Source organism: Streptomyces sp. 8N616 (assembly GCF_052246385.1).
Taxonomy (GTDB): domain Bacteria; phylum Actinomycetota; class Actinomycetes; order Streptomycetales; family Streptomycetaceae; genus Streptomyces.
In genome coordinates this window covers 131,312-158,276 of record NZ_JBQQBY010000012.1, presented here as the reverse complement: position 1 = coordinate 158,276, position 26,965 = coordinate 131,312, and the positions used below count along the sequence as shown (strand labels likewise).

24 protein-coding genes are annotated in these 26,965 nt (G+C 72.1%); 15 read left to right on the top strand and 9 right to left on the bottom strand.

The window, feature by feature from the left end; all coding sequences use genetic code 11:
• Positions 1–15 precede the first annotated feature (15 nt).
• On the bottom strand, positions 16–1,506 hold the full coding sequence (locus ACTWQC_RS13585) for a sugar transferase (RefSeq protein WP_443315897.1): 1,491 nt from the start codon (positions 1,504–1,506) through the stop codon (positions 16–18).
• Between the two features lie 456 nt (positions 1,507–1,962).
• On the opposite strand from ACTWQC_RS13585, the gene ACTWQC_RS13580 reads away from it, so the two are divergent.
• The 3 genes from ACTWQC_RS13580 to ACTWQC_RS13570 all read left to right on the top strand — a co-directional run bounded on the left by ACTWQC_RS13580 (position 1,963) and on the right by ACTWQC_RS13570 (position 3,988).
• Positions 1,963–2,097: a hypothetical protein gene (locus ACTWQC_RS13580; protein ID WP_443315896.1), complete on the top strand. Its 135-nt coding sequence runs from the start codon at positions 1,963–1,965 to the stop codon at positions 2,095–2,097.
• 120 nt (positions 2,098–2,217) lie between these two features.
• Positions 2,218–3,045: an ErmE/ErmH/ErmO/ErmR family 23S rRNA (adenine(2058)-N(6))-methyltransferase gene (gene erm / locus ACTWQC_RS13575; protein ID WP_443315928.1), complete on the top strand. Its 828-nt coding sequence runs from the start codon at positions 2,218–2,220 to the stop codon at positions 3,043–3,045.
• 10 nt (positions 3,046–3,055) lie between these two features.
• The gene (locus ACTWQC_RS13570) at positions 3,056–3,988 is read left to right on the top strand and encodes a hypothetical protein (RefSeq protein WP_443315895.1); all 933 of its coding nucleotides are present in this window, start codon (positions 3,056–3,058) and stop codon (positions 3,986–3,988) included.
• Here ACTWQC_RS13570 and ACTWQC_RS13565 read toward each other — a convergent pair.
• Positions 3,978–4,637, bottom strand: a complete 660-nt coding sequence (locus ACTWQC_RS13565; RefSeq protein ID WP_443315894.1) for a biliverdin-producing heme oxygenase — start codon at positions 4,635–4,637, stop codon at positions 3,978–3,980. The genes ACTWQC_RS13570 and ACTWQC_RS13565 overlap by 11 nt on opposite strands.
• Before the next feature lie 129 nt (positions 4,638–4,766).
• Entirely contained in the window at positions 4,767–5,624 is an 858-nt protein-coding gene (gene map, locus ACTWQC_RS13560) for a type I methionyl aminopeptidase (RefSeq protein ID WP_443315893.1), read from the bottom strand.
• 77 nt (positions 5,625–5,701) lie between these two features.
• Here map and ACTWQC_RS13555 point away from each other — a divergent pair, with 77 nt between their 5' ends.
• Complete coding sequence (locus ACTWQC_RS13555; RefSeq protein ID WP_443315892.1) at positions 5,702–5,935, top strand: hypothetical protein; 234 nt, start codon at positions 5,702–5,704, stop codon at positions 5,933–5,935.
• Positions 5,936–6,017: 82 nt separating this feature from the next.
• Here the strand turns inward: ACTWQC_RS13555 and ACTWQC_RS13550 are convergent, their stop codons facing one another.
• A complete protein-coding gene (locus tag ACTWQC_RS13550; RefSeq protein WP_443315891.1) occupies positions 6,018–6,854 on the bottom strand; it encodes a hypothetical protein in 837 nt (278 codons plus the stop codon).
• A 226-nt stretch (positions 6,855–7,080) separates the two neighbouring features.
• On the opposite strand from ACTWQC_RS13550, the gene ACTWQC_RS13545 reads away from it, so the two are divergent.
• The 6 genes from ACTWQC_RS13545 (at position 7,081) to ACTWQC_RS13520 (ending at position 12,410) form a co-directional block, all read left to right on the top strand.
• Entirely contained in the window at positions 7,081–8,184 is a 1,104-nt protein-coding gene (locus ACTWQC_RS13545; RefSeq protein ID WP_443315890.1) for a sialidase family protein, read from the top strand.
• The gene (locus tag ACTWQC_RS13540) at positions 8,181–9,509 is read left to right on the top strand and encodes an ABC transporter substrate-binding protein (protein ID WP_443315889.1); all 1,329 of its coding nucleotides are present in this window, start codon (positions 8,181–8,183) and stop codon (positions 9,507–9,509) included. The genes ACTWQC_RS13545 and ACTWQC_RS13540 overlap by 4 nt, the downstream gene beginning before the upstream one ends.
• Positions 9,506–10,420, top strand: a complete 915-nt coding sequence (locus ACTWQC_RS13535; protein WP_443315888.1) for a carbohydrate ABC transporter permease — start codon at positions 9,506–9,508, stop codon at positions 10,418–10,420. The genes ACTWQC_RS13540 and ACTWQC_RS13535 overlap by 4 nt, the downstream gene beginning before the upstream one ends.
• Positions 10,417–11,355, top strand: a complete 939-nt coding sequence (locus tag ACTWQC_RS13530; protein WP_443315887.1) for a carbohydrate ABC transporter permease — start codon at positions 10,417–10,419, stop codon at positions 11,353–11,355. The genes ACTWQC_RS13535 and ACTWQC_RS13530 overlap by 4 nt, the downstream gene beginning before the upstream one ends.
• A 60-nt stretch (positions 11,356–11,415) precedes the next feature.
• The gene (gene npdG, locus ACTWQC_RS13525) at positions 11,416–12,132 is read left to right on the top strand and encodes an NADPH-dependent F420 reductase (protein ID WP_443315886.1); all 717 of its coding nucleotides are present in this window, start codon (positions 11,416–11,418) and stop codon (positions 12,130–12,132) included.
• Between the two features lie 83 nt (positions 12,133–12,215).
• Positions 12,216–12,410 carry a hypothetical protein gene (locus ACTWQC_RS13520; protein WP_443315885.1) on the top strand — a complete coding sequence of 65 codons (195 nt, stop codon included), beginning with the start codon at positions 12,216–12,218 and terminating at the stop codon, positions 12,408–12,410.
• Between the two features lie 71 nt (positions 12,411–12,481).
• Here the strand turns inward: ACTWQC_RS13520 and ACTWQC_RS13515 are convergent, their stop codons facing one another.
• Positions 12,482–13,276 (bottom strand): site-2 protease family protein, encoded by a 795-nt coding sequence (locus ACTWQC_RS13515; protein WP_443315884.1) that lies wholly within the window; start codon positions 13,274–13,276, stop codon positions 12,482–12,484.
• Positions 13,277–13,460: 184 nt separating this feature from the next.
• On the opposite strand from ACTWQC_RS13515, the gene ACTWQC_RS13510 reads away from it, so the two are divergent.
• The gene (locus ACTWQC_RS13510) at positions 13,461–16,847 is read left to right on the top strand and encodes an AfsR/SARP family transcriptional regulator (protein WP_443315927.1); all 3,387 of its coding nucleotides are present in this window, start codon (positions 13,461–13,463) and stop codon (positions 16,845–16,847) included.
• 66 nt (positions 16,848–16,913) lie between these two features.
• On the opposite strand, the gene ACTWQC_RS13505 is transcribed toward ACTWQC_RS13510, so the two are convergent.
• From ACTWQC_RS13505 to panB, 3 genes are all read right to left on the bottom strand, one after another.
• Positions 16,914–17,747: an ABC transporter permease gene (locus ACTWQC_RS13505; RefSeq protein WP_443315883.1), complete on the bottom strand. Its 834-nt coding sequence runs from the start codon at positions 17,745–17,747 to the stop codon at positions 16,914–16,916.
• Positions 17,744–18,757, bottom strand: a complete 1,014-nt coding sequence (locus tag ACTWQC_RS13500) for an ATP-binding cassette domain-containing protein (protein WP_443315882.1) — start codon at positions 18,755–18,757, stop codon at positions 17,744–17,746. The genes ACTWQC_RS13505 and ACTWQC_RS13500 overlap by 4 nt, the downstream gene beginning before the upstream one ends.
• Positions 18,758–18,970: 213 nt before the next feature.
• Positions 18,971–19,855 carry a 3-methyl-2-oxobutanoate hydroxymethyltransferase gene (gene panB, locus ACTWQC_RS13495; RefSeq protein ID WP_443315881.1) on the bottom strand — a complete coding sequence of 295 codons (885 nt, stop codon included), beginning with the start codon at positions 19,853–19,855 and terminating at the stop codon, positions 18,971–18,973.
• Between the two features lie 180 nt (positions 19,856–20,035).
• Here panB and ACTWQC_RS13490 point away from each other — a divergent pair, with 180 nt between their 5' ends.
• The 3 genes from ACTWQC_RS13490 to ACTWQC_RS13480 all read left to right on the top strand — a co-directional run bounded on the left by ACTWQC_RS13490 (position 20,036) and on the right by ACTWQC_RS13480 (position 23,552).
• Entirely contained in the window at positions 20,036–21,661 is a 1,626-nt protein-coding gene (locus tag ACTWQC_RS13490; protein ID WP_443315880.1) for an MFS transporter, read from the top strand.
• The gene (locus ACTWQC_RS13485) at positions 21,658–22,257 is read left to right on the top strand and encodes a TetR/AcrR family transcriptional regulator (protein ID WP_443315879.1); all 600 of its coding nucleotides are present in this window, start codon (positions 21,658–21,660) and stop codon (positions 22,255–22,257) included. The genes ACTWQC_RS13490 and ACTWQC_RS13485 overlap by 4 nt, the downstream gene beginning before the upstream one ends.
• A gap of 269 nt (positions 22,258–22,526) precedes the next feature.
• Positions 22,527–23,552 (top strand): endonuclease/exonuclease/phosphatase family protein, encoded by a 1,026-nt coding sequence (locus ACTWQC_RS13480; RefSeq protein WP_443315878.1) that lies wholly within the window; start codon positions 22,527–22,529, stop codon positions 23,550–23,552.
• 205 nt (positions 23,553–23,757) lie between these two features.
• On the opposite strand, the gene ACTWQC_RS13475 is transcribed toward ACTWQC_RS13480, so the two are convergent.
• A complete protein-coding gene (locus ACTWQC_RS13475; protein WP_443315877.1) occupies positions 23,758–25,515 on the bottom strand; it encodes an NAD+ synthase in 1,758 nt (585 codons plus the stop codon).
• A 434-nt stretch (positions 25,516–25,949) separates the two neighbouring features.
• Between ACTWQC_RS13475 and ACTWQC_RS13470 the strand changes: the two genes are divergently transcribed.
• Entirely contained in the window at positions 25,950–26,849 is a 900-nt protein-coding gene (locus ACTWQC_RS13470; RefSeq protein WP_443315876.1) for an alpha/beta fold hydrolase, read from the top strand.
• The last annotated feature ends 116 nt before the right edge of the window (positions 26,850–26,965 follow it).

Genomic DNA, 26,965 nt, shown 5'->3' with positions numbered 1-26,965 from the left:
GCATTCGTTGCCACCTCAGTACGCCCCACGGCCGTCGACGACGGCCCGAAACGTACGGGCGATGACATCCAGGTCCCCGCCGATCGACCAGTTGTCCGCGTACCGCAGGTCCAGCGCCACCGTCTCGTCCCAGGACAGCTCCGAGCGCCCGCTGACCTGCCACAGCCCCGTGAGCCCCGGCTTCACCGTGAGCCGCCGTGCCGCCACCTCGTCGTACTGCGCGACCTCGTCCGGCAGTGGCGGCCGCGGCCCCACCAGCGACATGTCGCCGCGCAACACGTTCACCAACTGCGGCAGTTCGTCCAGCGAGCTGCGCCGCAGCCACCGGCCGATCCGTGTCACGCGCGGATCGCGCCGCATCTTGAAGAGCGGCCCGTCCTGCTCGTTGGCGGATATCAGCTCCACCCGGCGCTGCTCGGCGTCCGCCACCATCGTGCGGAACTTCCACATGGTGAAGGGGGTGCCGTCCTGCCCGATCCGGGTCTGGCGGTGCAGCGCGGGACCGGCGGAGTCGAGCCGTATGGCCAGCGCCAGCAGCCCGTACAGCGGAGCCAGCAGCAGCAGACCCAGCGCCGCCCCCGCCCGGTCGAGTGCCGACTTCGCGACCAGGTGCAGTCCGCGCCGCACCGGCGGTGCGACGTGCAGCAGCGAGAGCCCGGCGACCGTGGCCGCCTGGATCCGGCGCAGCGCCACGTCCGTCAGACCGGGCGAGACGGCCAGCGGCAGCCCGGCGTCGTGCAGCGCCCAGGAGAGCCTGCGCAGCCGCTCCCCGCTGAGCCGGGGGCCGGGGGCCACCAGCACCAGCTCCGCGCCCAGCTGTTCGGTCGCGGCCAGGACCGGGACCCAGTCCTCGTTCGGGGTGGCGGGCGGGGCGGAGCCGAGGCGGGTGAGGGCAGGGAGCCCGGATGTGAGCTGCCCTTCGCCCACCGGGACCGCGCCGACGACCACGTACGCGTGATCCGTCCGGCTCGCCAGGTGCTCGACCACGTCGTCCGCGGCACCCGGTTCGCCTATCACCAGCACGCGGTGCACGGACTGCGCCTCGCGCCGCAGCGCGGTCAGATGCCGGTGGGTCGCCTTCCGGCAGACGACGGTCACCGGCGGCGCGGCCGACAGCGCGAGCAGCGCCAGCGCGGGTTCGGAACTCTCCCCGAGGGCCACCCGGGCGACCGCGAGCAGCCCCAGCATCGTGAACCAGTCGCGGAGTACGGGCAGTACGCCACGCGACTCGCCCAGCGCGTGGGCGGCGTAGCGGCGATGGGACGCCCGTACGCCGAGCCAGACGGCCGTCGCGGTGAGCGCGGCCAGGACCGGATGCGGCTGGCGTGTGACACCGAAGACGATGAGCACGGGCACTGCGATGCCCAGCACATCCGTGGCCAGCGCCACGGGCAGATACCACGGCGCCTTGTCGCTGCGCCTGCCGCCGGGCAGAGTGCTTTGAGCGGATACCGGTCTGAGCCGCCCGGCCCCCGATCCGGAATAGGACATACCGACACGCCGCATGGACCCCCCTGGCACGTCGCGACCAAAGGCGCACCGGATCACTTCCCCAAGTGACGATGGTGCGCAAGTGCTGTGCAAGTGCTGTGACGGTATGGCAATCGACTGGGCGTCCGCCGGGGTTTGCCGTTATTTGCTGCCTGATACCCCGCGGGTTCACCTTTGGCCGACGGCCGAATCCAAGCCCTTTCTGTTCCTCTCCGCGGCTGCTGCGCCCGCCGGGCCAGTACGCGAACGCACGTGAGGCCGCCCGCGCGCCGCGGAAGCGGGCCGAAAAGTGGCGCTGTGTGAACTCCACCACGCCTGCTGCGGCAAGCGCTTCCTGCAATCAGGCATACGCCGAAGCGCTTCCGGTGCGGGGAGCGCAACACCTTGCGCTGCCGGATGCCTACGGACGCGGATCGGTGCCCGTCCTCAAATCGTTTGTCCGCCGCGGGCGGTGCCGCTAGCGTCGGGGCCATGTCCGCAGCCTTCATGGCGATCATCAACGGTGTGCGCGCCGCCGCGTGGCACACCGGCTGGAGTCCGCTCCAGACCCGCCGCCCGCGCGGCCGGCGCCAGGCCCTGGTCCGCCAGGACTCGTACGGCGTCTGATCGCTGCCGCGTCACTCTTTTTCGCGTCTCACGCGTTCCGCCTTCCGCGATCCGTCCTGCGCGCGTGCCCAGGGCCTCCGATGTCCCCGTCGACTCGGACAGGCCCCGACTTCCGCACGCCTGTCCTCCCACCAGAGGACTTCACCCGTGGCACGCCGCCGCATCGCCCTTTCCCAGAACTTCCTGCACAACGCCGCCGCCGTACGCCTCGTCGTGCGCTCCGCCCGCGTCCGCCCCGCCGATCTGGTCGTCGAACCCGGCGCCGGTGAAGGGGTGCTCACCCGCGCCCTGGCCCGTACGGCCCGCCAGGTCGTCGCATACGAGATCGACCCCCGGCTGGCCGCCCGGCTCCCGCACCGCACCCGCGCGCACCCGAACGTCCTTGTCGTGCAAGGGGACTTCGTGCGGGCCCGTCCGCCGCGCGAGCCCTTCGCCGTCGTGGGCAGCATCCCGTACTCGCGGACCTCGGACATCGTCCGGTGGTGCCTGGACGCTCCGGCGCTGACGTCGGCGACCCTGGTCACCCAGCTCGAGTACGCCCGTAAGCGCACCGGGGGCTACGGGCGCTGGACCCGGCTGACCGTCGAGACCTGGCCGGAGTACGACTGGCGCTTCGTCGCCCGCATCGCGCGGGAGAGTTTCACGCCCGTCCCGCGCACCGACTCGGCGGTCCTGCGCATCCAGCGCCGCCCGACCCTGCTGCTGCCCCGGAACCGGCTCGCCGCCTACCGCGACTTCGTCGCCCACGGCTTCACCGGTACTGGCGGCTCCCTCCGGGCCACCCTCGCGCGACGCCACGGGCCCGCACGGACCCGGGCGGCCTTCCGAACACTCGCCGTCGACGCATCCGCGCCGGTCGGATACGTGACTCCGGCCCAGTGGCTCGCCCTCTTCTGTGCACTCGGGCCGCGCGCCCGGAACCCGGGAGCCGCACCGGGAATTCGGTAGCATCGCGCACATGGACGCCAAGGGCGCAGCCGCGACCGAAGCGTACGCCGAGGCGGTCCGCGCAACCTCACGCCAACTCGTCGTACTCGACAACGCGTTCAGCGGATCCTCCGCCGCCGCCACAGCGGCGCGCGCCTTCGTATCCGTCCGTCGCGCCTTGCACGACGGAATTCGGGGCGCGCGGTACGAGCGCGAAATTCACTCTGCGGCAGCGGAATTGGCGGAAGTCGCCGCCTGGATGCTCTTTGACGCGGAGCGGCACGCCTCCGCCCGCCGGTTCAACCGGGAGGCGCTCCGGCTGGCGCGGAGCGCGGGGGACCGGACGATCGAGCTCCTCATCCTGCAGAACGTGGCGCTGCACGCCGGATGGGCCGGCCGTGCTCGCGAGGAGCTCGCCATCGCCCGCTCCGTCCTGGACCGGGAGCGGCTGACCCCGCGTGCGGAGGCGATCTTCCGTATCCGCGAGGCGAACGGGCTCTTCGGCACCGGCCGCGCCCGGGAGGCGGCCAGGTCCTTCGACCGCGCGCGGTCGTTGCTCGCGGAGGGCGAGCGCGGGAACGACCCGTTCTGGGCGTGGTGGGTGTCGATGGACGAGATCGACGGCCACGAGGGCGGCCGGCATCTCGACGCCGCGGACTGGCGCCGCGCCATCCCGTACCTGGAGCGGGCGGCGCTGCACGAGGCGGGCGCGCGGGTGGGCTACGGCAGCATCTTCGACGCCCAGTTGCTCGCGTCCTACCTCGGCGCGGGCGCGTGGAGCGACGCGGAACGCACGGCCGAGACTCTGGCGCGCGCGGTCCACGGCATCGGCTCGGCTCGTACGTTCACGATCCTGAAGTGCACCGCACGGCGAGCCGCGCAGCAGGAGCGCATCCCTCCGGGTGTGCGCGACGCCGTGCACGAGCTGGCGGCCGCGGTCGCGGCCGCGCAGGCTACGCGCTGAGCGGGAACCGCTCGCCCAGCTCCCGGAACACCGCCGTGTTCAGGGCGAATGCGCGCTTGCACTCCTCCACGACCCGCTGCTTCTCCAGGTCGTCCAGCGGCAGCGCGTCCAGCAGCGCGCGGTACTCCCGCTTGAAGGCGGCCGGGTTGCCGATGCCCGCGAAGACGTAGAACCGGACGCCGTCGCCCTTGCGCTCGAAGCCCCAGGACTTCTCGGCGGTGGAGCGGATGATCTGGCCGCCGGAGAGGTCGCCGAGGTAGCGGGTGTAGTGGTGGGCGACATAGCCGGCCGGCCAGTCGCGGGCGACCTCGGTGATACGGGAGGCGTAGGCGGCGGTCGCCGGGAGCGGGCGCAGGCCCGCGGACCAGTCGGCGCGGCCGCCGTGCAGATGGCCGAGGTCCCGCTCCAGCGATTCGACGCGCAGCAACTCCGGCAGGAGGAAGGGCCCGGCGACCGGATCGCCCGCGAGGTGCTCCGCGGAGTCCTCGAGCGCCCGGTAGACGAACCACAGCTGCTCGGTGTAGCGCGCGTACGCCTCCACGCCGAGCCGCCCGCCGAGCAGGTCGCTCATGAACGTCGAGTTCTCCGCCTCCGTGTGCGCTTCGTGCGAGGCGGTACGGATTTGCGTGGAGAACGGCGTCGGTTCCAAGGCGGCCTCCGGGTCCGTGGGACGAGGCAAGGATGAGCACTCACGCTTACTTAGGCATACCTAACTACTTAGGCTTGCCTAAGTCAATGCTTCCCGACGTCCCGTCGGTAAAACCCTGCGGCTGCCAGGCTACGGCAGGGTCAGGATCTCCGCACCCGCCTCGGTCACCACCAGCGTGTGCTCGAACTGCGCCGTCCGCTTCCGGTCCTTCGTGACGACCGTCCAGCCGTCGGCCCACATGTCGTACTCGTGCGTCCCCAGCGTCAGCATCGGTTCGATGGTGAAGGTCATCCCCGGCCGCATGACGGTGGTGGCGTTCGGGCTGTCGTAGTGCGGGATGATCAGGCCGGAGTGGAAGGACGAGTTGATCCCGTGGCCGGTGAAGTCGCGGACCACGCCGTAGCCGAACCGCTTCGCGTACGACTCGATGACCCGGCCGATCACGTTGATCTGCCGGCCCGGCCTGACCGCCTTGATCGCCCGGTTCAGCGACTCCCGCGTCCGCTCCACCAGCAGCCGCGACTCCTCGTCGACGTCCCCGCACAGATACGTGGCGTTGTTGTCGCCGTGCACGCCGTGGATGTACGCGGTGACGTCGAGGTTCACGATGTCGCCGTCGCGCAGCACCGTCGAGTCCGGGATGCCGTGGCAGATGACCTCGTTGAGCGAGGAGCACAGCGACTTCGGGAAGCCCCGGTAGCCCAGCGTCGAGGGGTAGGCCCCGTGGTCGCACATGAACTCGTGCGCGACCCGGTCCAGCTCGTCCGTGGTCACGCCGGGCGAGATGAGCTTGGCGGCCTCGGCCATGGCCTGCGCGGCGATCCGCCCGGCGATGCGCATGCGCTCGATCGTTTCCGCATCCTGCACCTCGGACCCGGTGTACGGGGTCGGGGCGTCCTTCCCCACGTACTCGGGACGCGGGATGGAGGCGGGCACGGCACGGGTGGGGGACACGGTCCCAGGGGCGAGAAGTGACTGGCTGGACATGCCAGCGAGTGTATCGAGGTCCCATCGGGCAGCATGGCGGCAGAGGCGGCAGAGGCGGCGGAGAGAGGAGATCGGCGATGGCGCTGTTCAAGAGGAGAACGGTGGGGAAGCCGGGCGAGTGGTACTACTGCCTCGAGCACCGGAAGGTCGAGGAAGGGCCCGAGTGCCCTGCCAAGGACCGCTTCGGTCCCTACGGCACGCGCGGCGAGGCCGAGCACGCCCTGCAGATCGCCGCCGAGCGGAACCTCCAGTGGGAGAACGACCCGCGCTGGCACGACGGCCCTGCCGGGAAGGGCCCGGACGAGAGCTGACGCCGGTCGCGCTGCAGCGGGGCGGTGACGCGGCGGCGGCCCGCGCGCTCGCGTGCGCGCCGCCGAGTCGTACGGGCCCCGGCTACCACCGCGCGGGCGGCGGCAGCGTCAGCTGCTCGGCGATCCGGGCCAGCCGGTCGCGGAAGCCGCGGCGGCTGCGCGGCGAGGGCAGCCGGTTCTCCCCGGCGGCGGCACTGACCAGGTGCTGAACGGTCTCGAACCCGAACTCGGAACCGCGCCCGGCTTCGGCCGCGCCAGCCGGCACGGCCGGGCCGCCCGGACCAGCCGTCGCGGCTGGGCCGCCCAGACCGGCCGGCACGTCCCGGCCGCCCGCCGCACCCGTGCCCGGAGGGACCGCGCCCGTTCCCGGAGCCCCGCGGCCGCCCGGAGTCCCCCGGCCGCCCGGCGAACCCGGAGCCGCCATGCCCGTACCAGGAGCCGCCGCGCCCGTACCCCGAGGCACCAAGCCGCCCGGTGCCGCCAGCGCCTCGTGCGCCAGCGCGTGCAGATCGCGGTCGCCGCCGTCGAGCGCGAGGACCGTCGCCCCGGACCTGCGCGCGTCGTGCACCCGCTCCAGCAGGCCCTCGTCCGGCCGCTCCGGCGTCACCACGAGCAGCGTCTCGCCGCGCCCGGCCGCCTCGATCCTGCCGAGCCCGACCGCCAGGTGGGCGGGTTCGCCCGGCCGCACCCGGTGCCGTACGAGCGTGGGGGACAGCTCGGGCAGGCCGGCCCAGGCGGCCTCGTCGTCCAGGTGCGCCGCCAGATGCCACGGCTCGTACGCCTCGCTGCCGACCAGCAGCAGCCCGCCGCCGTGCGGCCCGACGGACGCCCGCAGCGTCCCTGCGAACCGCCGGGTGGCCTCCAACCACTCCGTCCCTGCGAGCACTTCGCGCAGCAGCGCGACCCGTACGGCGTCCATGGCGGGGCATCCTGCCCTATGGCCGGGCACGCGCGGGCCGCTTCCGGGGAGGGTCCCCCACACGGGTGTCACAGGACTGCCACCACGTGTGCCGCGCCGCGACCGCGGTCCACCGGATGTTCATGTGGCGTGCCTTGACGGTCCGTTGGGTCCTGCCTATGGTTCGCGGCAGGACAAGGGACGTCCTACGTCCGCTCGTATGCGATGGGGCATCGGGAGGGGCTGAATGGCAGTCGGCGTGGCCGCTTACGAGGACTCCGTACCCTTCAGGGCGGGCGCCGAGGGGTATGCCAGCTTCCGCATTCCGGCCGTGGTCCGGGCCGCTGACGGAGCGCTGCTCGCCTTCTGCGAGGGCCGCGTCGGGTCCGAGGAGGACTTCGGCGACATCGACATCGTGCTTAAGCGGTCCACCGACGGCGGCCGCACCTGGGGTGAGCTGCAGATCGCGGCGGAGAACGGCGACGACACCGCGGGCAACCCGGCCCCGGTCGTCCTCGATACCGGCCGGGTCGTCCTCGTCCACGTGCGCAACGCGGCCTACGCGACCGAGCAGGAGATCCGCCTCGGGCGGGTCCCCGCCGTGGACGGACGCCGGGTGTGGCTGCAGCACAGCGACGACCACGGCAGGACGTGGAGCGCCGCCCGCGAGATCACCGAGTCCGTGAAGAATCCCGACTGGCGCTGGTACGCGACCACGCCCGGGCACGCCATCCAGCTGCGGCACGGCCCGCACGCCGGCCGGATCGTCGTCCCCGCCAACCACTCCGCCCCGCCGTCCGGCGACGACACCGGCGCCGAGGGCAAGTACGACGGCGGCCACTCCCTGCTGAGCGACGACGGCGGCGAGACCTGGCGGATCGGCTACACCGACAGCAGGTCCAACGGCTACATCAACGCCAACGAGACGACCGCCGCCGAACTCCCCGACGGCCGCGTCTACTTCAACTGCCGCAACGACTCTCCCGCCCCGGGCACCCGCGCCGACGCCCACTCCGGTGACGGCGGCGAGACCCTGGAGCGGCCCTTCCGCCCGCAGGCCGGGCTGACGGGCCCGGTCGTCGAGGGCAGCGTGCTCCCTCTCGGGGACCCGGACGTGCTGCTCTTCTCCGGGCCGGCCGACCCCGGCTTCCGTGCCCTGATGACCGTACGGGCCAGCCGCGACCACGGCGTGACCTGGCAGCCCGTGCACACCGTCGACGGCCTCCCCGCCGCCTACTCCGACCTCGTACGCATCGACGACGGCACCGTCGGACTGCTGTACGAGACCGGTGACTTCAGCGCGTACACCACCATCACCTTTCGCCGGATTCCCGTGGAGGAGCTGTCATGAGCGCACATGGACCGGACCGCCGTACCGTTCTCGGTGGCGCCGCCGCCGTGGCCGCGGGGCTGGCCCTCGCCGGCTGCGGCGACAGCGACGACAGTGGCGGCGAACCCGCGGGCCGCAAGAAAGGCGAGAAGGTCACGCTCACCTTCTGGTCCTGGGTGCCCGGCATCGACAAGCCCGTCCAGCTGTGGAACAGCAAGAACCCTTCAGTCCAGATCAAGCTGGAGAAGGTCTCGGCGGTCAACGGCGCGCAGTACGCGAAGATGCACGCCGCCATCAAGGCGGGCAACCCGCCGGACCTCGGCCAGATCGAATACCCGGTCGTCCCCAGCTTCCTCCTCGACAACGGGCTGCTCGACCTGACGAAGTACGGAGCCGCCGACGTCAAGGGCAAGTTCGAGGGCTGGCAGTGGCAGCAGAGCGTCTTCGGGAAGGCCGTCTTCGCGATCCCGCAGGCGTCCGGCCCGATGGGGCTCTTCGTCCGCCAGGACCTCTTCGACAAGTGGGGCGTCGAGACCCCGCAGACCTGGGACGAGTACGAGGCGGCGGCCAAGGCGATCCGTAAGAAGGGCGCCTGGATCGAGACCTTCTCGGCCACCAACGGCAACCGCTTCGCGGGCTTCGCCTGGCAGACCGGGGCGCGCTGGTTCGGCGTCGACGGCGAGACCTGGACGGTCACCATCGACGACGAGCCGACCCAGCGGGTCGCCGACTACTGGGAGTCGCTGGTCAAGCAGAAGCTGATCAAGACCATCCCGGACCGGCAGAACGCCTGGTACAAGGACGTCCAGACCGGCGACATCGCCGCCTGGGTCGGTGCCAGCTGGGGCGACGCACTGCTGGTGGGCAACGCGCCGAAGACGGCGGGGAAGTGGCGGGTGGCGCCGCTGCCGCAGTGGAAGAAGGGCGACAACGCCGCGGCCAACTGGGGCGGTTCGACCACGTCCGTGTTCCGCGGCACCAAGTACCCCAAGGACGCGATGGCCTTCGCCGTCTGGCTCAACACCGACCCCGAGTCGATAAAGCTCCTCATCGACGGCGGCTACGGCTGGCCCAGCGCCAGGTCGGGCTGGACCAACGCCGACATGGAGGGCCAGCGGGACTTCTTCGGCGGGCAGAAGTACAGCGAGGTCTTCGAGGCGGCGGGCAAGGCCGTGGACACCAGCTGGCAGTGGGGCCCGGCCATGGACACCCTCTACCAGCGGCTCGGCGACGCCTTCACCGAAGCCCTCAGCAGCGGCGGCTCCTTCCGCTCCGTGCTCACCAAGGTGCAGAAGCAGACCGTCGACGACCTCAGGGCCAAGGGCCTGAAGGTGGAGACCGGGTGAGGCGGCTCACCCGTACCGAGGCACGCAACGCCCGCGCCGCCACGGGCTTCCTGCTGCCCTTTCTCGCCCTGTTCCTGCTCTGCTTCATCGCGCCCATCGGCTACGCCATCTACCAGAGCCTGCTGAAGACCGAGCGGTCCGGGCCGCTCGGTCTCGGCGGCGCCGCGCAGGAGGTCTTCGCGGGCCTGGACAACTACGCGCACGCGCTGCAGGACTCCACCTTCACCTCCGGCTTCGGGCGCGTGCTGCTCTTCGGCGCCGTCCAGATCCCGGTGATGCTCGCGCTCGCCACCACGCTGGCGCTGCTGCTCGAGGCGGCGTCCGCGCGCTGGGTCGGCCTCTTCCGCACCGCCTTCTTCCTGCCGTACGGGGTGCCCGGGGTCATCGCCTCGATCCTCTGGGGATTCCTCTACGTGCCGGGGATCAGCCCGTTCGTCGAAATGGGCAAGTCCGTGGGCTGGGACCTGGACTTCCTCTCCAGCGGCACCGTCCTGTGGTCCATCGCCAACATCGTCACCTGGCAGTACGCGGGCTACAACATGCTCGTCCTCGTCGCCCAGCTCAAGGCCGTGCCCGGCGAGCTGTACGAGGCCGCGCGGATCGACGGGGCGAGCGCCTGGCAGGTCGCCCGGCACATCAAGCTGCCGCTCATCCGGCCCGCGCTCGTCCTCACCACCGTCTTCAGCATCATCGGCACGCTCCAGCTCTTCGCCGAGCCGCTGGTGCTGCAGCCGCTGTCCAACGCCATCAACTCCGGCTACACCCCCAACCTGGCCGCCTACAACGAGGCGTTCAAGGGCAACAACCAGAACATCGCGGCGGCCGAGGCGGTGCTGCTGGCGCTCGTCGCGTGCGCGCTGTCCTTCGGTTTCCTGCGGATGGTCGGACGGCGAGGGAGGGACGGCGAATGACGATCGTGTCGGAGGACTCCAAGGACAGAGCCCCTGAGCCGACCGGCAAGGCGGGGAAGGCATCCGGCGCCGCGCAGGGCGGCGCCCGGGGCCCCGGGGGACCGCCGCTGCGCTACCGCATCATCACGCGCTCGCTGCTCGCCGTCGCCGCCGTCTACTTCCTCGTGCCCGTCTACTGGCTGGTCGTCTCGGCGACCAAGAGCAGCGAGGACCTCTTCGGCAGCTTCGGCTTCTGGTTCGCCGACCCGCACCCGCTGCGCTACCTCGGCGACCTGCTGGCGTACGACGACGGGATCTACGTCCGCTGGTTCGGCAACAGCCTGCTCTACGCGGGCGTGGGCGCGGTCGCCGCCACCCTGCTGTCCGCAGCCGCGGGTTACGCGCTGGCGAAGTTCCCCTTCCCCGGCCGCGAGGGGATCTTCAACCTCGTCCTGGCCGGGGTGCTCATCCCCGGCACCGCCCTCGCCCTGCCGCTCTATCTGCTGTTCAGCGAGATGGGCCTGGCCAACACGTACTGGGCGGTGCTGATCCCCAGCGTCGTCAGCCCCTTCGGCGTCTACCTCTGCCGGATCTACGCGGCCGCGGCCGTGCCGGAGTCGCTGCTGGAGGCCGCCAGGATCGACGGGGCGGGCGAAGGGCGGATCTTCGCCACGCTGGCGCTGCGGCTGATGACGCCCGCGCTCGTGACCGTCTTCCTGTTCCAGTTCGTGCACATCTGGAACAACTTCTTCCTGCCGCTGGTGATGCTCTCGGACTCCGACCTCTATCCGATCCAGCTCGGCCTGACCGGCTGGCAGGGCTACGCGGACCGGCAGCCCGTGCTGTACCAGTACACGGTGGGCGGCGCCTTCCTGTCCGTCCTGCCGCTGATGATCCTGATGGGCGTGCTCCAGCGGTACTGGCGTACGGGCCTGACGGAGGGCAGCGTGAAGTGAGCGGGCCGACGTGACATACGCCATGTGAACTGATCGGTAGCGGCCTGGCAGGATCGCTGTATGACGACTACTGACGCTGCAAGCGGTGCACCCCAGAAGACCCCGGCCAAGGACCCGTGGGACCTCCCCGACGTATCCGGCCTGGTGGTCGGCGTGCTCGGCGGCACCGGTGACCAGGGGCGGGGCCTGGTGTACCGGCTGGCCAGGGCGGGCCAGAAGGTGATCATCGGCTCGCGCGCCGTCGAGCGGGCGGAGACCGCCGCCCGTGAGCTGGGTCTGGGCATCGAGGGCGCCGAGAACGCCGACTGCGCGCGGCGCAGCGATGTGGTGATCGTCGCGGTTCCGTGGGAGGGGCACGCCAAGACCCTCGAGACGCTGCGCGAGGTGCTCGCGGGCAAGCTGGTCATCGACTGCGTCAACCCGCTGGGCTTTGACAAGAAGGGCGCCTACGCGCTGAAGCCGGAGGAGGGCAGCGCCGCCGAGCAGGCCGCGGCGCTGCTGCCGGAGGCGCGGGTCACCGCGGCCTTCCACCACTTGTCGGCGGTGCTGCTCCAGGACGAGTCGGTCGAGGAGATCGACACGGATGTGATGGTGCTGGGCGAGTCGCGGGCCGACACGGACCTCGTGCAGGCGCTGGCCGCCCGTATCCCCGGCATGCGCGGGATCTTCGCGGGCCGGCTGCGCAATGCCCACCAGGTGGAGTCGCTGGTGGCCAACCTGATCTCGGTGAACCGCCGCTACAAGGCGCACGCGGGGCTGCGCGTCACCGACGTGTGAGCGCGTAGGTCACCGGCGTCTCGTCGCGTACGGGGCATGGGGGACAATGTCCGGGACGTCACCCCCGGACAGGAGCCGACCCCATGCCCCGCCTCGCCGTCTTCGCCCTCGCCGCCTGCGTGCTCGCCATCGCCGCGGCGGTCGTGTCCTTCGCGCGGGGCAGCTGGCTCGGCATCCTCTGGATCATGATGGCGGGCGTCTCGTCGAACATGACCTGGTTCTCCGTGCGCAGGGCGAAGGCCGAGCGCGCGGCGGGGGAGCGTACGGTCACGGGCTGAGCCCGGTCACCCGCTGGGACAAGGCAACGGCCTGAGCCAAGCAACGGCCTGAGCCGCGTGACCGGACCGGCTCACGAGCCGGTCGGCAGCTCCGGCTCTCCCTGCCAGAAGCGGAAGAACTCGTAGCCCAGGTAGGTGTCCCAGTCCGACACCCCGAGGCCGCGCAGGATCGAATCCACGGCGTCGAAGAACACGTGGTTGATCTCGGGCACCCACAGCAGGCCGAAGACCGCGAACAGCCCGAACGGCGCGAACGGTGCCACCTGGCGCCGGATCTTGTACGACAGCCAGGGCTCGATCACGCCGTACCCGTCCAGGCCCGGCACCGGCAGGGAGTTCAGGATCGCGGCCGTCACCTGCAGCAGTGCGAGGAACGCCAGCGCGTAGCGGAAGGGGTCCGGCACGCCGTCCATCGCCCCCAGCCAGAAGGGCGCCGTCAGCGCGACGGCGAACAGCACGTTCGTCAGCGGCCCCGCGGCCGAGATCAGGCTGTGCTTCCAGCGCCCCTGGATGCGCCCGCGCTCGACGAACACGGCACCGCCCGGCAGCCCGATCCCGCCCATGATCACGAAGAGGACGGGCAGCACGATGCTCAGCAGCGCGTGGGTGTACTTGAGCGGGTTCAGGGTGAGATAGCCCTTCGCCCCGATCGAGATGTCCCCGCCGTGCAGCGCGGTGCGCGCGTGCGCGTACTCGTGCAGGCACAGGGACACGATCCAGCCGGACACGACGAACAGGAACACGGCGAATCCGGTGCTCGCCGAGTAGTCCGTCCACACGGCCCATGCGGACACCGCCATGATCGCGACGAGGCCGAGGAAGACGGGGCTGACCCGGCGGTCGCTGCGGGCGATGGTCGTGGCCATGGGCATGAGCTCCTGAGCGTGCTGCGTGCGTGCGGGATGGGGGCCGGGGTGTCCCGACCGTACAGGCGGTAGCAGGACAACGTCGCGGGCGCGGGTGTGAGTTCCGGCTCGTTTGCGGTCTTTCCGGCCCGCCGCCCCCGGTAATCATTGGGTCGTGCACCTGCTCGTCCAGCAGAATGGGCCGGTGCGCTACGGCATCCTCGGCACGACGCAGGCCCACCGGGACGACGGGACTCCCGTCGCGCTCGGCGGCGTACGGTTGCGTGCCCTGCTCGCCGCGCTGGCGCTGGACCCCGGCCGGGTGCGTACGGCGGAGTCGCTGATCGGCGAGGTCTGGGACGGCGATCCGCCCGCCGACGCCGCCGGGGCGCTCCAGGCCCTCGTCGGGCGGCTGCGGCGGACCCTCGGCCACGGCGCCGTCGGCTCCGCGGTCGGCGGCTACCGGCTGTGTGCCGAGCCCGACGACGTCGACCTGCACCGCTTCGAGCGGCTGGCGGGCGAGGGCGCACGGGCCCTCGCGGACGGCGATCCGGCGAAGGCCGCGGCCGTCCTCGACGACGCCCTCGCGCTGTGGCGCGGTCCGGCGCTGGCCGACCTCGCCGACCGTACGGGCGTGGCGGCGGGCGCGGAGGCCCGGCGCCTGGAAGCCCGCCGTTCCCGGCTCGCCGCCGACCTCGGCCTCGGGCGCGCCGAGCGCGCTCTCCCGGAGCTCGCCGCCCTCTGCGGCGACCACCCGCTCGACGAGCCCCTCCAGGCCCTTCGCATCAGGGCGCTGCGCGACACGGGCCGCGCGGCGGAGGCGCTCGCCGCGTACGAGCACGTCCGCCGTACCATCGCCGCCCGCCTCGGCGCCGACCCGTGCAACGAACTGCGGGCGCTGCACGCGGAGTTGCTGAGCGGAGGGCTGATCGCAGGGCCGGTCGGCGGGTCCGTCGCGGGCGCGCTTCCGGCCGACGGTCCGCGGCGGCCGCAGGGCCCGGCCGCGGGGCCGGGAGCCCGGCAGGGCAACATGCGGGCCCGGCTCACCAGCTTCGTCGGGCGCGAGGCCGACCTCGCGACCCTGCGCGGCGACCTGTCCGCCGCGCGGCTCGTCACGCTCATCGGGCCCGGCGGGGCCGGGAAGACGCGGCTGTCGCAGGAGGCCGCGGACGCCGTGGCGGGCGCCTGGCCCGACGGCGTATGGCTGGCCGAGCTGGCGCCCGTCGACGACCCGGGCACGGTCCCCGAGGCGGTCCTCACGGCGCTCGGCGGGCGCGAGACCGTGATCCGCGGCAGCACGGCGGAAGGGCTGCGCGCTGCGGCCGACCCGGGGGCGTACGACCCGCTGCCGCGGCTCGCCGAGCACTGCGCGCAGCGCCGGATGCTGCTCGTGCTCGACAACTGCGAGCATGTCATCGGCGCCGCCGCGGAGCTGGCCGAGTTCCTGCTCGGCCACTGCCCGGACGTCACGGTGCTCGCCACCAGCCGGGAGCCGCTCGGCGTGCCGGGCGAACTCATACGGCCCGTCGAACCGCTGCCGGACCCCGTAGCCCTGCGGCTGCTCGCCGACCGCGGCGGGGCCGCGAGACCCGGCTTCCGCACGGACGACGACCCCGAGGCGTGCGCCGAGATCTGCCGTCGCCTGGACGGGTTGCCGCTGGCCATCGAACTCGCCGCCGCCCGGGTCCGGTTGCTCACCCCACGCCAGATAGCGGACCGCCTCGACGACCGCTTCCGCCTCCTGACCAGCGGCAGCCGTACGGTCCTGCCGCGCCAGCAGACCCTGCGCGCGGTCGTCGACTGGTCCTGGGACCTCCTCACCGCCCCCGAACGCGCGGTCCTCCGCCGCCTCTCGGTCTTCGCAGGCGGCTGCGGCCTTCCAGCGGCAGAGGCCGTCTGCAGCGACACCCCGCCGGGCGCGGACGCCGACACCCGCGGGGCGATCGACCCCCGCGACGTAGCCGCCCTCCTCGGTTCCCTTGTCGATAAGTCGCTCGTTGTCGCCGAGCCCGAGCCCGAGCCCGAGCCCGGCCCCGCGGGCGGGATGCGGTACCGGCTGCTCGAGACCGTTGCGGAGTACGCGGCCGAGCGGCTCGGCGAGACGCGGGAGCGCGGGGCCGTCGAGCGGCGGCACCTGGTGTACTTCCGGGAGCTCGCCCGTACCGCCGACCCCCTCCTCCGCGGCCCCGCCCAACGCACCTGGCTCGAGCGTCTCGAGCGCGAGCACGACAACCTCAGGGCCGCGCTCCGGCGCGCCGTCGCCGCCCGCGACGAGCACGAGGCGCTGTGCCTCGTGATCTCCCTCGGCTGGTTCTGGCAGCTGCGCGAGCACCGCACCGACGCCCGTACCTGGGCCAACGCCGCTGCCGCGCTCGGCCCCGACCCGTTCGTCCAGCCCGTCGCGCCCGCGCCCTCGCTGCTCGCGAACCCCACGGACACGCCGCCGCCCATGCCGCCGGACCTCCTCGACGAGGCCCGGCGCGGCGTGCGGCTCATCGCCCTCGCCAACGTCGAGAACAACTTCCACGAGCTGCAGACCCCCGCCATGCAGGACCGGCTGCGCGGCATCGCCGCCGCGTACCGGCCCGGCCAGCCGCAGACCTGCCGCATCCCCGGGGTCATGTGGTGGTACGCGATCCTTCTCACCGGCGACGTCGAGCAGTTGGTGTCGACGATCGACGCCGCCGTCGACGGCTGCCGCGAACTGGGTTACGCGTGGGAGCTCGCGTACATGCTGCAGTTCCGCGCCAAGTTGCTCACCGAGCGGCCCGGCAAGACGGAGGTGGCCCGCCGGGACGCCGACGAGAGCCTCGAGATCTTCCTTCGGCTCGGCGATGTGTGGGGCGTGGCCGAGGCGCTGTCGAGCCGCGGCGAGGCGCGCGAGCGGCGCGGCGAGTACGAGGCCGCCGCCGACGACTACCGGGAGGCGATCCGGTACGCACGGCAGCTCGGCGCCATGGGCCAGGTGCCCCTGCTGCGGGGCCGCCTCGCCGGGGTGCTCATCGAGTCGGGGGACACCGAGTCCGGCGAGCCCATGCTGTGGGACGCGCTGGAGCAGGGGCAGCGCTCGGGCGGCGACTCCACGGCCTTCGTCCGCCTCCACCTGGCGATACTGCTGGGCCGCAGCGGCCGGACCGCCGAGGCCCGGGAGCAGCTCGACCGCATGATGCGGGACGACTTCGCCAGCCACGCGCCCCGGTTGTTCGAGGGCCTCGTCAAAGGGCTGGCCGGCTGGCTGGATCTCCTCGACGGCCGGCCCGCCGAGGCGCTCGAGCAGTTCCGCGACGCCCTGGAGGCCGTACAGGACCCGCTCACCGACATGGTCGCCCCCGTCCTGCCCGTGATCCAGCTGATGAGCGGGGCCCAGGCGCACGCCGCCCTCGGCGGAACGGCCCACGCCGAGACGGCCGCACGCCTGCTCGGCGCCTACGACGCGCTGCTGCCCGAGAGCCACTTCTCGCCCGCCATGGAGCGGGAGGGGCGCGCCGCGGCCGAGGCCGACGCGCGAGCCGCCCTGGGCGACGCGGCGTACGAGCGGGCGCACGCCGAGGGCGGCGGCCTCTCCTTCGATGAGGCCGCCGCCCTCGTCTGATCCGCTGAGCGGTCCCCGGCCCCACTCAGGTCTTCCCTGCCCCGCTCAGAGTCTTCCCTGCCCCGCTCAGGTCTTCTTGCGGAACTTCGACACCGCGAGCGGCGCCGTCACCGCCGTGATGCCGACCGCCCAGATCAGGGTGATCATCACCGGGTGCCCGACCGCGCCCTGGCCGTTGAGCAGAGCCCGTGCCGCGTCGGCCAGCTGGGACAGCGGGTTGTACTTCGTGAACCACTCCAGCCAGCCCGGCATCGTCCCCGGCGGCGCGAAGATCGACGAGCCGAACTGCAGCGGCATGATCGCCAGGAAGCCCACGCCCTGTACGGCCTGAGGGGTCCTCAGCGAAAGCCCCAGCAGCATGAAGACCCAGGTCAGCGAGGCGCCGAAGGCCAGCGCCAGGGCTATCGCGCCGAGCAGCTCGAGCGGCCCGGTCTTCAGGTCGAAGCCGATGAGGAAGGCCACGGTCAGCAGGATGAGGGTCGAGACCAGCATCCGGCCGGCCTCCACGATGAGCTTGGCGATCAGCACCGAGGAGCGGGCGATGGGCATCGTGCGGAAACGGTCCATCACCCCCTTGTTGAAGTCGTCGTTGACGCCTGTGCCGACCGACATCGCGATGTTCAGGCCGCCCATCGCCATCAGGCCCGGGATGACGTAGTTGACGTAGACGTCCCGGTCGCCGCCGAGGCTGCCGCCCACCGCGCCACCGAAGACGTACACGAACAGCAGAGTGAAGACGATCGGCATCAGCACGGCGTCGAACATCGACTCCGGGTCCTGCTTGATCTGCAGGGCGTTACGGCGCACGAGCGCGCCGATGTGCCGCAGGTTCCCGCGCAGGCCGATGCGTCCCTCGCCGGGAAGAGCCTCGGCCGATGCCGTGATCGTGGCAGCAGTCATACGGCGACCTCCTCAAGTTCCTTCGCATCCCGCGGAGTCGACGTCTTCTGGCCGGTGACGGCCAGGAACACCTCGTCCAGACTGGGCAGATGGGTGTCGATTCCGGCGATCGCGAAGCCGCGCTCGCCGAGCAGCCCTATCACCGCGGTCAGCTGCTCGTCGCTGATGATCGGGACGTTGACCAGGCCCTCGGCCGCGTCGGCCGTGGCGCCCGCGATGCCGTCGAGACCGGCCTGCGCGATGGCGCCCACCATGCGGCTCAGCTCGCCGGGGTCGGCCGGGCGGATCTGCAGCGTGCGTCCCCCGACCTTCGCCTTGAGCTCGTTGACCTCGCCCTCGGCGATGACCTTGCCGCGGTCGATGACCGTCAGCTGGCTCGCGAGCTGCTCGGCCTCCTCCATGTACTGCGTGGTGAGCAGCACGGTCGCGCCCTCCGCGACCATCCGCTTCACCTCGTCCCACACCTCGTTGCGGGTGCGCGGGTCGAGGCCGGTCGTCGGCTCGTCGAGGTAGAGCACCGCGGGCTGCCCGATCATGGACGCGGCCAGGTCGAGGCGGCGGCGCATACCGCCGGAGTACTGCGAGGCGGGCCGCTTGGCGGCCTCGGTCAGCGAGAACCGCTCGAGCATCTCGTCCGCGCGCCTGCGGGCGTCCCTGCGGGGCAGGTCGAGCAGCCGCCCGATCATGTAGAGGTTCTCCCAGCCGGAGAGCTTCTCGTCGACCGAGGCGTACTGCCCGGTCAGGCCGATGGTGCGGCGCAGCTGCCGGGGCTGCTTCACCACGTCGTACCCGGCTACGGTCGCGGTGCCGGCGTCCGGCACCAGAAGAGTGGAGAGGCACCGGACGAGTGTCGTCTTGCCGGCTCCGTTGGGGCCGAGGACACCGAGGACGGTGCCCTCCTTCACATCGAGGTCCACGCCGTCTACGGCCCTGGTCTCGCCGAAGTGCTTGACCAGCCCCCGTACTTCGACGGCGTTTCCGCCACCGGAGTTCTTGTCGTATCGCGTCATGCGGCGAGCCTCTCAGGCCCCACCGACAATGCACCGACATCGGACCGACACCGCACCGACAAGACGCCGACAGCCCGCCGCGGAGGAGGTGAACGGCGGGCTGTCGGCCGGGAGATCGGTCTTGGTGGCTGTGTCTATCCGGGGGACGCTGCACACCACAGCGGCTCCGCCGCGGGCCGGACCCTCGGCAGGAACAACCTCATGCAGCCGGCCTCAGTGAAAACTGTGCTGCTCGGTCGGGTACGCCCCGCCGACGACGTCCTCGGCGAAGGCCTTCGCCGCGCCGCCCAGCACCTCGCGCAGCTGCGCGTACTGCTTGACGAACCGGGGCACGCGGCCGCCCGTCATGCCCGCCATGTCCGTCCACACCAGCACCTGCGCGTCGCAGTCCGGACCCGCGCCGATGCCGACCGTCGGGATGTGCAGCGAGCGCGTGACCTCGGCGGCCAGCTCGGACGGTACGAGTTCCAGCACGACCGCGAAGGCGCCCGCGTCCTGCACCGCCTTGGCGTCACGGAGCAGCTGCTGGGCGGCCTCCTCGCCGCGCCCCTGGACCGGGTAGCCGCCGTAGGCGTTGACGGACTGCGGGGTGAGGCCGACGTGCGCCATGACCGGGATGCCGGACTCGACGAGCAGCTCGATCTGGTGCGCGGACCGCTCGCCGCCCTCCAGCTTCACTGCGCCCACGCCCGCGTCCTTGACCAGCCGGGTGGCGCTGCGCAGCGCCTGCACCGGGCCCTCCTGGTACGAGCCGAAGGGCAGGTCGCCGACGATCAGGGCGCGCTTGGTGCCGCGGACGACCGCGGCCGAGAGCAGGGTCATCTCGTCCATCGTGACGGGGACGGTGGACTCGTAGCCGAGGTGGCAGTTGCCCATCGAGTCGCCGACGAGCATGACGGGGATGCCGGCCTCGTCGAAGACGGAGGCGGTCATCGCGTCGTACGCGGTGAGCATGGGCCACTTCTCGCCGCGCTGCTTGGCGGCGGCGATGTCGCGGACGGTGATGCGCCGGGTGCCGGTGCCGCCGTACAGCGCCTTGCTGCTGTCAGCGCTGCTGCTGTCGGCAGGGGATTTCCGGGCAGGCGAAACGTGCGTCATTGCAACGGCTCCTTCGTCATCTCGAGGCGCCCTGACGGCGTCCCCGGACCAGCTCCATGGTGGCACCTGCCGCCGATACCGCAAAGGGGAGCGGCGAACGGGCGGCGCAGCGTGACGCAACTCATCGGAACTCTTCAGATACGGAACGGGTTCGTATCGTAAAGATGTAGCCTGGGCTGCATGTCGACTCCCGCCGGCGCCCCTGCAGCCCGTACCGTCTCCGAGGCCGTCCACCGGCGCCGCTGGCTGATCCTCTCCGTGCTCATGTTCAGCCTGCTCATCGTGGTGCTGGACAACTCGATCCTGAACGTGGCGATGAAGACGATCGCCACCCCGCCGCCGACCGGACTCGGCGCCACCCAGAGCGAGCTGGAGTGGGCGATCAACGCCTACACGCTCGTCTTCGCGGGCATCCTCTTCACCGCAGGGCTGCTGGGCGACCGACTCGGACGCAAAAAGGTCCTGCTCTTCGGCATGGCCCTCTTCGGCATCGGCTCGGTGCTCGCCGCGATGTCCGATTCACCCGTCCAGCTGATTGCGTTCCGCGCCCTTATGGGCTTCGGCGGCGCCTTCGTCATGCCCGCCACGCTGGCCATCCTCATGAACGTCTTCGAGCGTGACGAGCAGCCCAAGGCCATAGGGATCTGGGTCGGCGGCGTCGGCGTCGCCATCGCGATAGGGCCGATCACCGGCGGGCTGCTGCTCGAGCACTTCTGGTGGGGCTCGGTCTTCCTGGTCAACGTCCCCATCGTGGCCGCCGGGCTGCTCGGCATGCTGCTGCTCGTCCCCGACTCCAGGGACCCGAGGCCGGGCCGCCTCGATCCGTCCGGCGTGCTGCTGTCCGTCGTCGGGCTCGTGCTGCTGGTCTACGGGATCATCAAGGGCGGGCAGCTCGCCGACTTCGGCGACCGTGAGGTGCTCGGCTCGATCGGCGCGGGCCTCCTCGTACTCCTGGGTTTCGTGCTGCACGAGAAGCGCAGCGACCACCCGGCGATCGACATCGGCTACTTCCGCATGCCCGCCTTCTCCGCGGCCATCGCCGCCATCGCGCTCGTCTTCTTCGCGCTCATGGGCGTGACGTTCTTCACCGTCTTCTACACGCAGAGCGTGCGCGGCTACACCCCGCTCGAGACGGGCGTGCTGATACTGCCGCTCGCGCTCGCGCAGATGTTCTTCGCGCCGCGCGCCCGCCTCGTTGTGGAACGGTTCGGCTCCCGCGCGGTGTGTACGGGCGGGATGCTGCTGGTCGCGGTCACCCTGGCGGGCTTCGTGCTGCTCGACCAGGACACCCCGATCTGGGTGCTGGAGGTGCTGTTCTTCCTTCAGGGCGCGGGCATGGCCCACATCATGCCGCCCGTCACCACCTCGATCATGCAGTCGCTGCCGAGGGAGAAGGCGGGCTCCGGATCCGCGCTCAACAACACCTTCCGGCAGGTGGGCGGGGCGCTGGGCGTCGCCGTCCTCGGGTCCCTGCTGTCCACTGGCTACCGTGACGGCATCCGGGACGAGCTGGCGGTGCTGCCGCCGGGCGCCCGGCACGACGCCGGCGAATCGATCGAGGCGACCCTCGCGGCCGCCGAGCGCATCGGCCCTGCCGGGAAGGCGCTGGTGCAGCCCGCCAACGAGGCCTTCATCCACGCCATGCACGTGACCGTCCTGTTCGGGGCCGGCGTCGCCGTGATCGGGGCGCTCGTCGTCGCGGTCTTCATGCCCGGCCGCCGCCCCGCCGAGAACCCGGACGAGGAGCAGCAGGCCGTCGGAGCGGGGGTCCCGCAGGCCGGGGGCCGGGGGAGCGGGGGCCCGTGACCACCGCCGAGCGCCGCGGCCGCCCGCGCAGCGCCGCCGTCGACACGGCGGTCATCGAGGCCGTGCTCCGGCTCCTCGAGGAGGGCACCCCGGTGGGCAGGCTGTCGATCGAACGGATCGCCCGCGAGGCCGGAGTCGGCAAGGCCACCGTCTACCGCCGCTGGCCCGGCAAGGAGGCCCTGCTCCTCGACGTCATGCGCTCGCTCGACGTGCACACCCCCGAGGCCGCCGGGGTCTCGGTCCGCGACGACCTCGTCCTCATGCTGGAGTTCCTGCGCCGCCGCGGCCTGGCCAAGCGCTCCTCCGCCGTGATGCGCGCCGTCATCACCGAGGTCACGTCGCATCCGAACCTGTGGAAGGAGTACCAGGACACGGTCATACGGGGGCGGCGTGACGCCGTGTACGAGGTGCTGCGGCGCGGCATGGCCACCGGTGAGATCCGCGCCGACGTGGACCTCGAGCTGCTGGCCGATCTGTTCACCGGGCCGATGCTCGCCCGCGTCGTCCTGCACGAATGGCAGGAGCTGCCGGAGGGCCTGGCCGAGCGCATCGTCGACACGGTGCTCGAAGGAGTGCGCCCGCCCGCGGCCATCTGACGCGGCCGGCCGAAAGTCATCTGGCGGCCACCTGGCGGCGCATGCGCGCGCACTGCCCGACGTGAGGGTCGTATGCCCGCCTTCCTCCCCGTACTCCCGGTATTTGTTCAGGTTTTGTCACAGGGGTCCGCACGCCGGTACCGGCCGGAACCCCTTGCGCCGCCGCGTTCGTCCTCGTAGGAGATCAGCCGCCGGGGGCGGCACGGAAAGCCCCCGCCCATCGCCTATGGTGCGTAGACGGGGCAGTGCGAAGCAGCGAGGAACGGCATATGACGCAGGCGTACACGAGGCATACGGGACGCGGCAGCTCGAACCCCGAGCGGTCCGGATCCCGCGCCCGGCGCCTGCTGAGCGGAGGGCGTGACAGAGGAGTGTGGCGCCGCGGGATCGTCCTCGCCGTCTTCGCCCTGGCGCTCGCCGGGCTGATGGGCCTTCACTCCCACATCCCCAACGCCGTGGGCAACTTCGGCAGCCTGCTTGAGACCTTCCTGCCCTGGCTCGGCTTCGGCATCCCGGTCCTGCTGCTGCTCGCGCTGGTGCGCAGGTCGGGGACCGCGCTGCTCGCGCTGCTGCTCCCGACGGTGGTGTGGCTGAACCTGTTCGGCGGCCTCGTCGCCACCAAGTCCTCGGGCACCGACGGCGATCTCACGGTGGCCACCCACAACGTCAACGCCGACAATGCCGACCCGGAGGGGACCGCGCGCGACGTGGCCGCCGCGGGCGCCGACGTCGTGGCGCTGGAGGAGCTGACGGACGACGCCGTGCCGACGTACGAGAAGGCGCTGGCGGGCGCGTACAAGTACCACTCCGTGCAGGGCACGGTGGGGGTCTGGAGCAAGTACCCGCTGAGCGACACCCGGCCCGTCGACATCAAGCTCGGCTGGACGCGCGCGCTGCGCAGCACGGTCAGGACCCCGGAGGGCGAGGTCGCGGTGTACGTCGCCCATCTGCCGTCGGTGCGTGTGAAGTTCAACGCGGGCTTCACGGCGGGGCAGCGGGACGGCAGTGCGGAGGCACTGGGGCGCGCCATCGCGCAGGAGCCGATCAAGGAGGTCGTACTGCTCGGCGACCTCAACGGGACGATGAACGACCGCGCCCTGGCGCCCGTCACCTCGCAGCGGATGCGGTCCACGCAGGGCGCGGCGGGCGACGGATTCGGCTTCAGCTGGCCCGCGTCGCTCCCGATGGCGCGGATCGACCAGATCATGGTGCGGGACCTGGAGCCGGTCTCGTCGTGGACGCTGCCGGCGACCGGGAGCGACCATCTGCCGATCGCGGCCTCGGTCCGGCTCTGAGCAGTCGCAGGCCCGGCGCGCGGACGAGCAGGCGCCTTCGCGCCGAGCATGAGCCTGCCCGCAAAGAGGGGTTCCTCGCCTCGGGGGGTGTGCCACGCGCCTCGCGGGTTCTCTCCTCGCCCGTCAGGGCGGAGCCGGCCGCGCCCGCAGGGGCGGCCGGTGCGCCGTGGAGCGGCGGGTTCGGTACGTGGTCCCGCCCGGAGGGCTACTCGTGTTCGCGCCAGCGGTTGGTGATCGGGAGGCGACGGTCCTTGCCGAATCCCTTGGCGGAGATCTTGGTGCCCGGCGGGTACTGGCGCCGCTTGTACTCCGCCCGGTCCACCAGGAGCAGCGTCCTGGTCACCACCTCGGGGTCGTAGCCCGCCGCGACGATCGCATCGAGCCCCTGGTCCCGGTCCACGTACAGCTCCAGGATCGCGTCGAGGACGTCGTAGTCCGGCAGCGAGTCCGTGTCGACCTGCCCGGGGCGCAGTTCGGCGCTCGGCGGCTTGGTGATGGAGTTCTCCGGGATGGGCGGCGTCTGGCCGCGGTCCAGGGCCGCCCGGTTGCGCCACCTGGCGAGCCGGAAGACCAGGTTCTTGTAGACGTCCTTGATCGGCCCGTACGCGCCGACCGAGTCCCCGTAAAGCGTGGAGTATCCGACCGCGAGCTCGGACTTGTTGCCCGGGGCCAGCACGATGTGGCCCTCCTGGTTGGAGACGGCCATGAGCAGCGTGCCGCGCAGCCGGGACTGGAGATTCTCCTCGGCGAGCCCGGTCAGGCCCAGGGACTCCATGTACGCGTCGAACATCGGCCCGATCGGGACCGTGCGGAAGTTGAGGCCGGTGCGGCGGGCGAGTTCGGCGGCGTCGTCCTTGGAGTGCTCGGACGAGTAGCGGGACGGCATGGAGATGCCGTAGACGTTCTGCGCGCCGAGTGCGTCGCAGGCGATGGCGGCGACCAGGGAGGAGTCGATGCCGCCCGACAGGCCGAGGAGAACGGTGCGGAAACCGTTCTTCGCGACGTACGCGCGCAGGCCGACGACCAGTGCCGAGTAGACCTCCTCGTCGTCGTCGAGCCGGTCCGCGTACCCGCCCGTGAGCTCGGGCTCGTACGCGGGCAGCGGGTCGGCGGACAGGGTGACATGGTCGATGACCAGGCCGTCGTCCACCGTGCCGCCCGGGACCGCGGCCGCCGGGAGGTCGAGGTCGATCAGCACGCAGCCCTCGGCGAACTGCGGGGCGCGGGCGATCACTTCGCCGTCGGCGGCGACGACGATCGAGTCGCCGTCGAAGACCAGCTCGTCCTGGCCGCCGATCATCGCCAGATAGGCGGTCGTGCAGCCCGCTTCCTGGGCGCGCTTGCGGACGAGGTCGAGGCGGGTGTCGTCCTTCTCGCGCTCGTACGGGGAGGCGTTGACCGAGAGCAGCAGCCCGGCGCCCGCGGACCGGGCGGCGGGCACGCGCCCGCCGTCCTGCCAGAGGTCCTCGCAGATGGCGAGCGCCACGTCGATGCCGTGCACGCGGATCATGGGGAGGGTGTCGCCGGGCACGAAGTAGCGGTACTCGTCGAAGACGCCGTAGTTCGGCAGGTGGTGCTTGGCGAAGGTGAGCGCCACCCGGCCGCGGTGCAGGACGGCCGCGGCGTTCTGCGGGGCCCCGGCGGGCTGGCCGTACCGCGGCTCGTTCGCGAGCGCCTTCTCGGACCGGTCCAGGTAGCCGACGACGACCGGCAGCTCGCCGAACCCCTCGCCGTCGAGGCGCACCGCGAGCGCGCGCAGGGCTTCGCGGGAGGCGTCGACGAAGGTGGAGCGCAGGGCGAGGTCCTCGACGGGGTAGCCGGTCAGCGCCATCTCGGGGAAGGCGACGAGGTGCGCGCCCTGCTCGGCGGAGTGCCGGGTCCAGTGGACGATCGCCTCGGCGTTTCCGACGAGGTCGCCGACGGTCGAGTCGATCTGATTCAGTGCGAGGCGGAGTTGAGGCACGCAGCCAGTGTAATCGTCTCTCTGACGCGATGCCCCGCCGCGGGCGTGTGGCCCGCCACACCCCTCACTCCCCGGCTACTCCCCGGCGTAGGCCTTCCTGAGCAGCCGGGGCGGCTCGCAGCGGAGGATCTCACCGCCCGCATTGCCCTCGAGCCGGTACGGTCCGCCAAGGGCGGCTCCGACGGCGTAGAGCCGCCGCGTGCCCGCGGCCCGTACGGTCGCGAATCCGGCTACGTCGCAGCACGCGCAGGTGCTGCGACGTATAAGTCAAGCCTTTAAGGAATGCCGTCAGCCGCGAGGCGGCGCTTCCGGGCATACGCGCGCAGCATGAGTCTTATGAGGCGCAGGCCCGGTCCGGTCTCCGGGCGCGGTCGCCGGTCTTCTCCCGTCGCCGGCTGCCGCGCGGGCCGCGACTGTCAGGCGGGCGGCGTCCGGTGAACGGCGTCCCCGGGCGGATCCTCAGCGTCGCGGGCGTGCCCACCCACGTCGTGGTCGAGGGCGCGGGCCCCGCCTGCGTGCTGAGCGGCGGGCTCGGGAGCAGCTGGTTCGACTGGGACCCCGTGATCCCGCTGCTGTCCCCGTACCGCACCGTCGTACGGTTCGACCGCCCCGGCCTCGGACTCAGCGCGCCCGCCCCGCCCCCGCTGACCCCCACCGCCGCGGGCGAGGCCGCCCGCATCCTCGGCGTGCTCGACGCGCTCGGGCTGACCGGCCCCTGCACGGTCGTCGGCCACTCTCTCGCCGGGTTCCACGCGGAGGCGTTCGCCCGCCTCAACCCCGCCCGTACCGCAGGGCTCGTCCTCGTCGACAGCAGTGTGGAGGAGGACCCCCGCGGCCCCGCCGTCCCCGCCGCGCCGCGGGCCGCCGCGGCGCGGCTGCTCGCGGCCGGGCTCGGCGCAGCCGGGCTGCCCCTCGCGCTCGGTCGCACCGCCCGCCGCCTGACCGTCCGCGTCGGGACCGTACGCCACCGCGACCCGGCCTCCGACGACCTCGTACGCCGCTGTTACCGCACCACCCGCGTGCTCCGCGCCGGCCTGCTGGAGAATGCGTCCTACGCGGGACTCGCCGCCGAAGTCGCCGCCCTCCGCGCCCGCCACCCGCTGCCCGACGTCCCCGTCACCGTCCTCGCCGCGTACGGCGCGACCGACTCGCCGCGCGAGCTGCGCCGGCTGGACCGGCAGCGGCGGCTCGCCGCGGAACTCGGCGGTGCGCACTTCCGGATCGCAGCCCCCGCGGGCCATCTGCTGATGATGGACGACCCCGCCGCCATCGCCCGCGCTGTGCTCAGCAGCGTCCCCCGCTCGGGACATCCTGGCCCGGAGGACCTAGCCTGACCCCGGGGGCGCGAAACGAGAGCGAAACCCCGTCACGTGATACTGAGCTGGCCCACAGTGCCGTGACGGACCTCAGAAGCACCAGAGCAAGCCGTCTGACCTGCGAGGATAGGAAT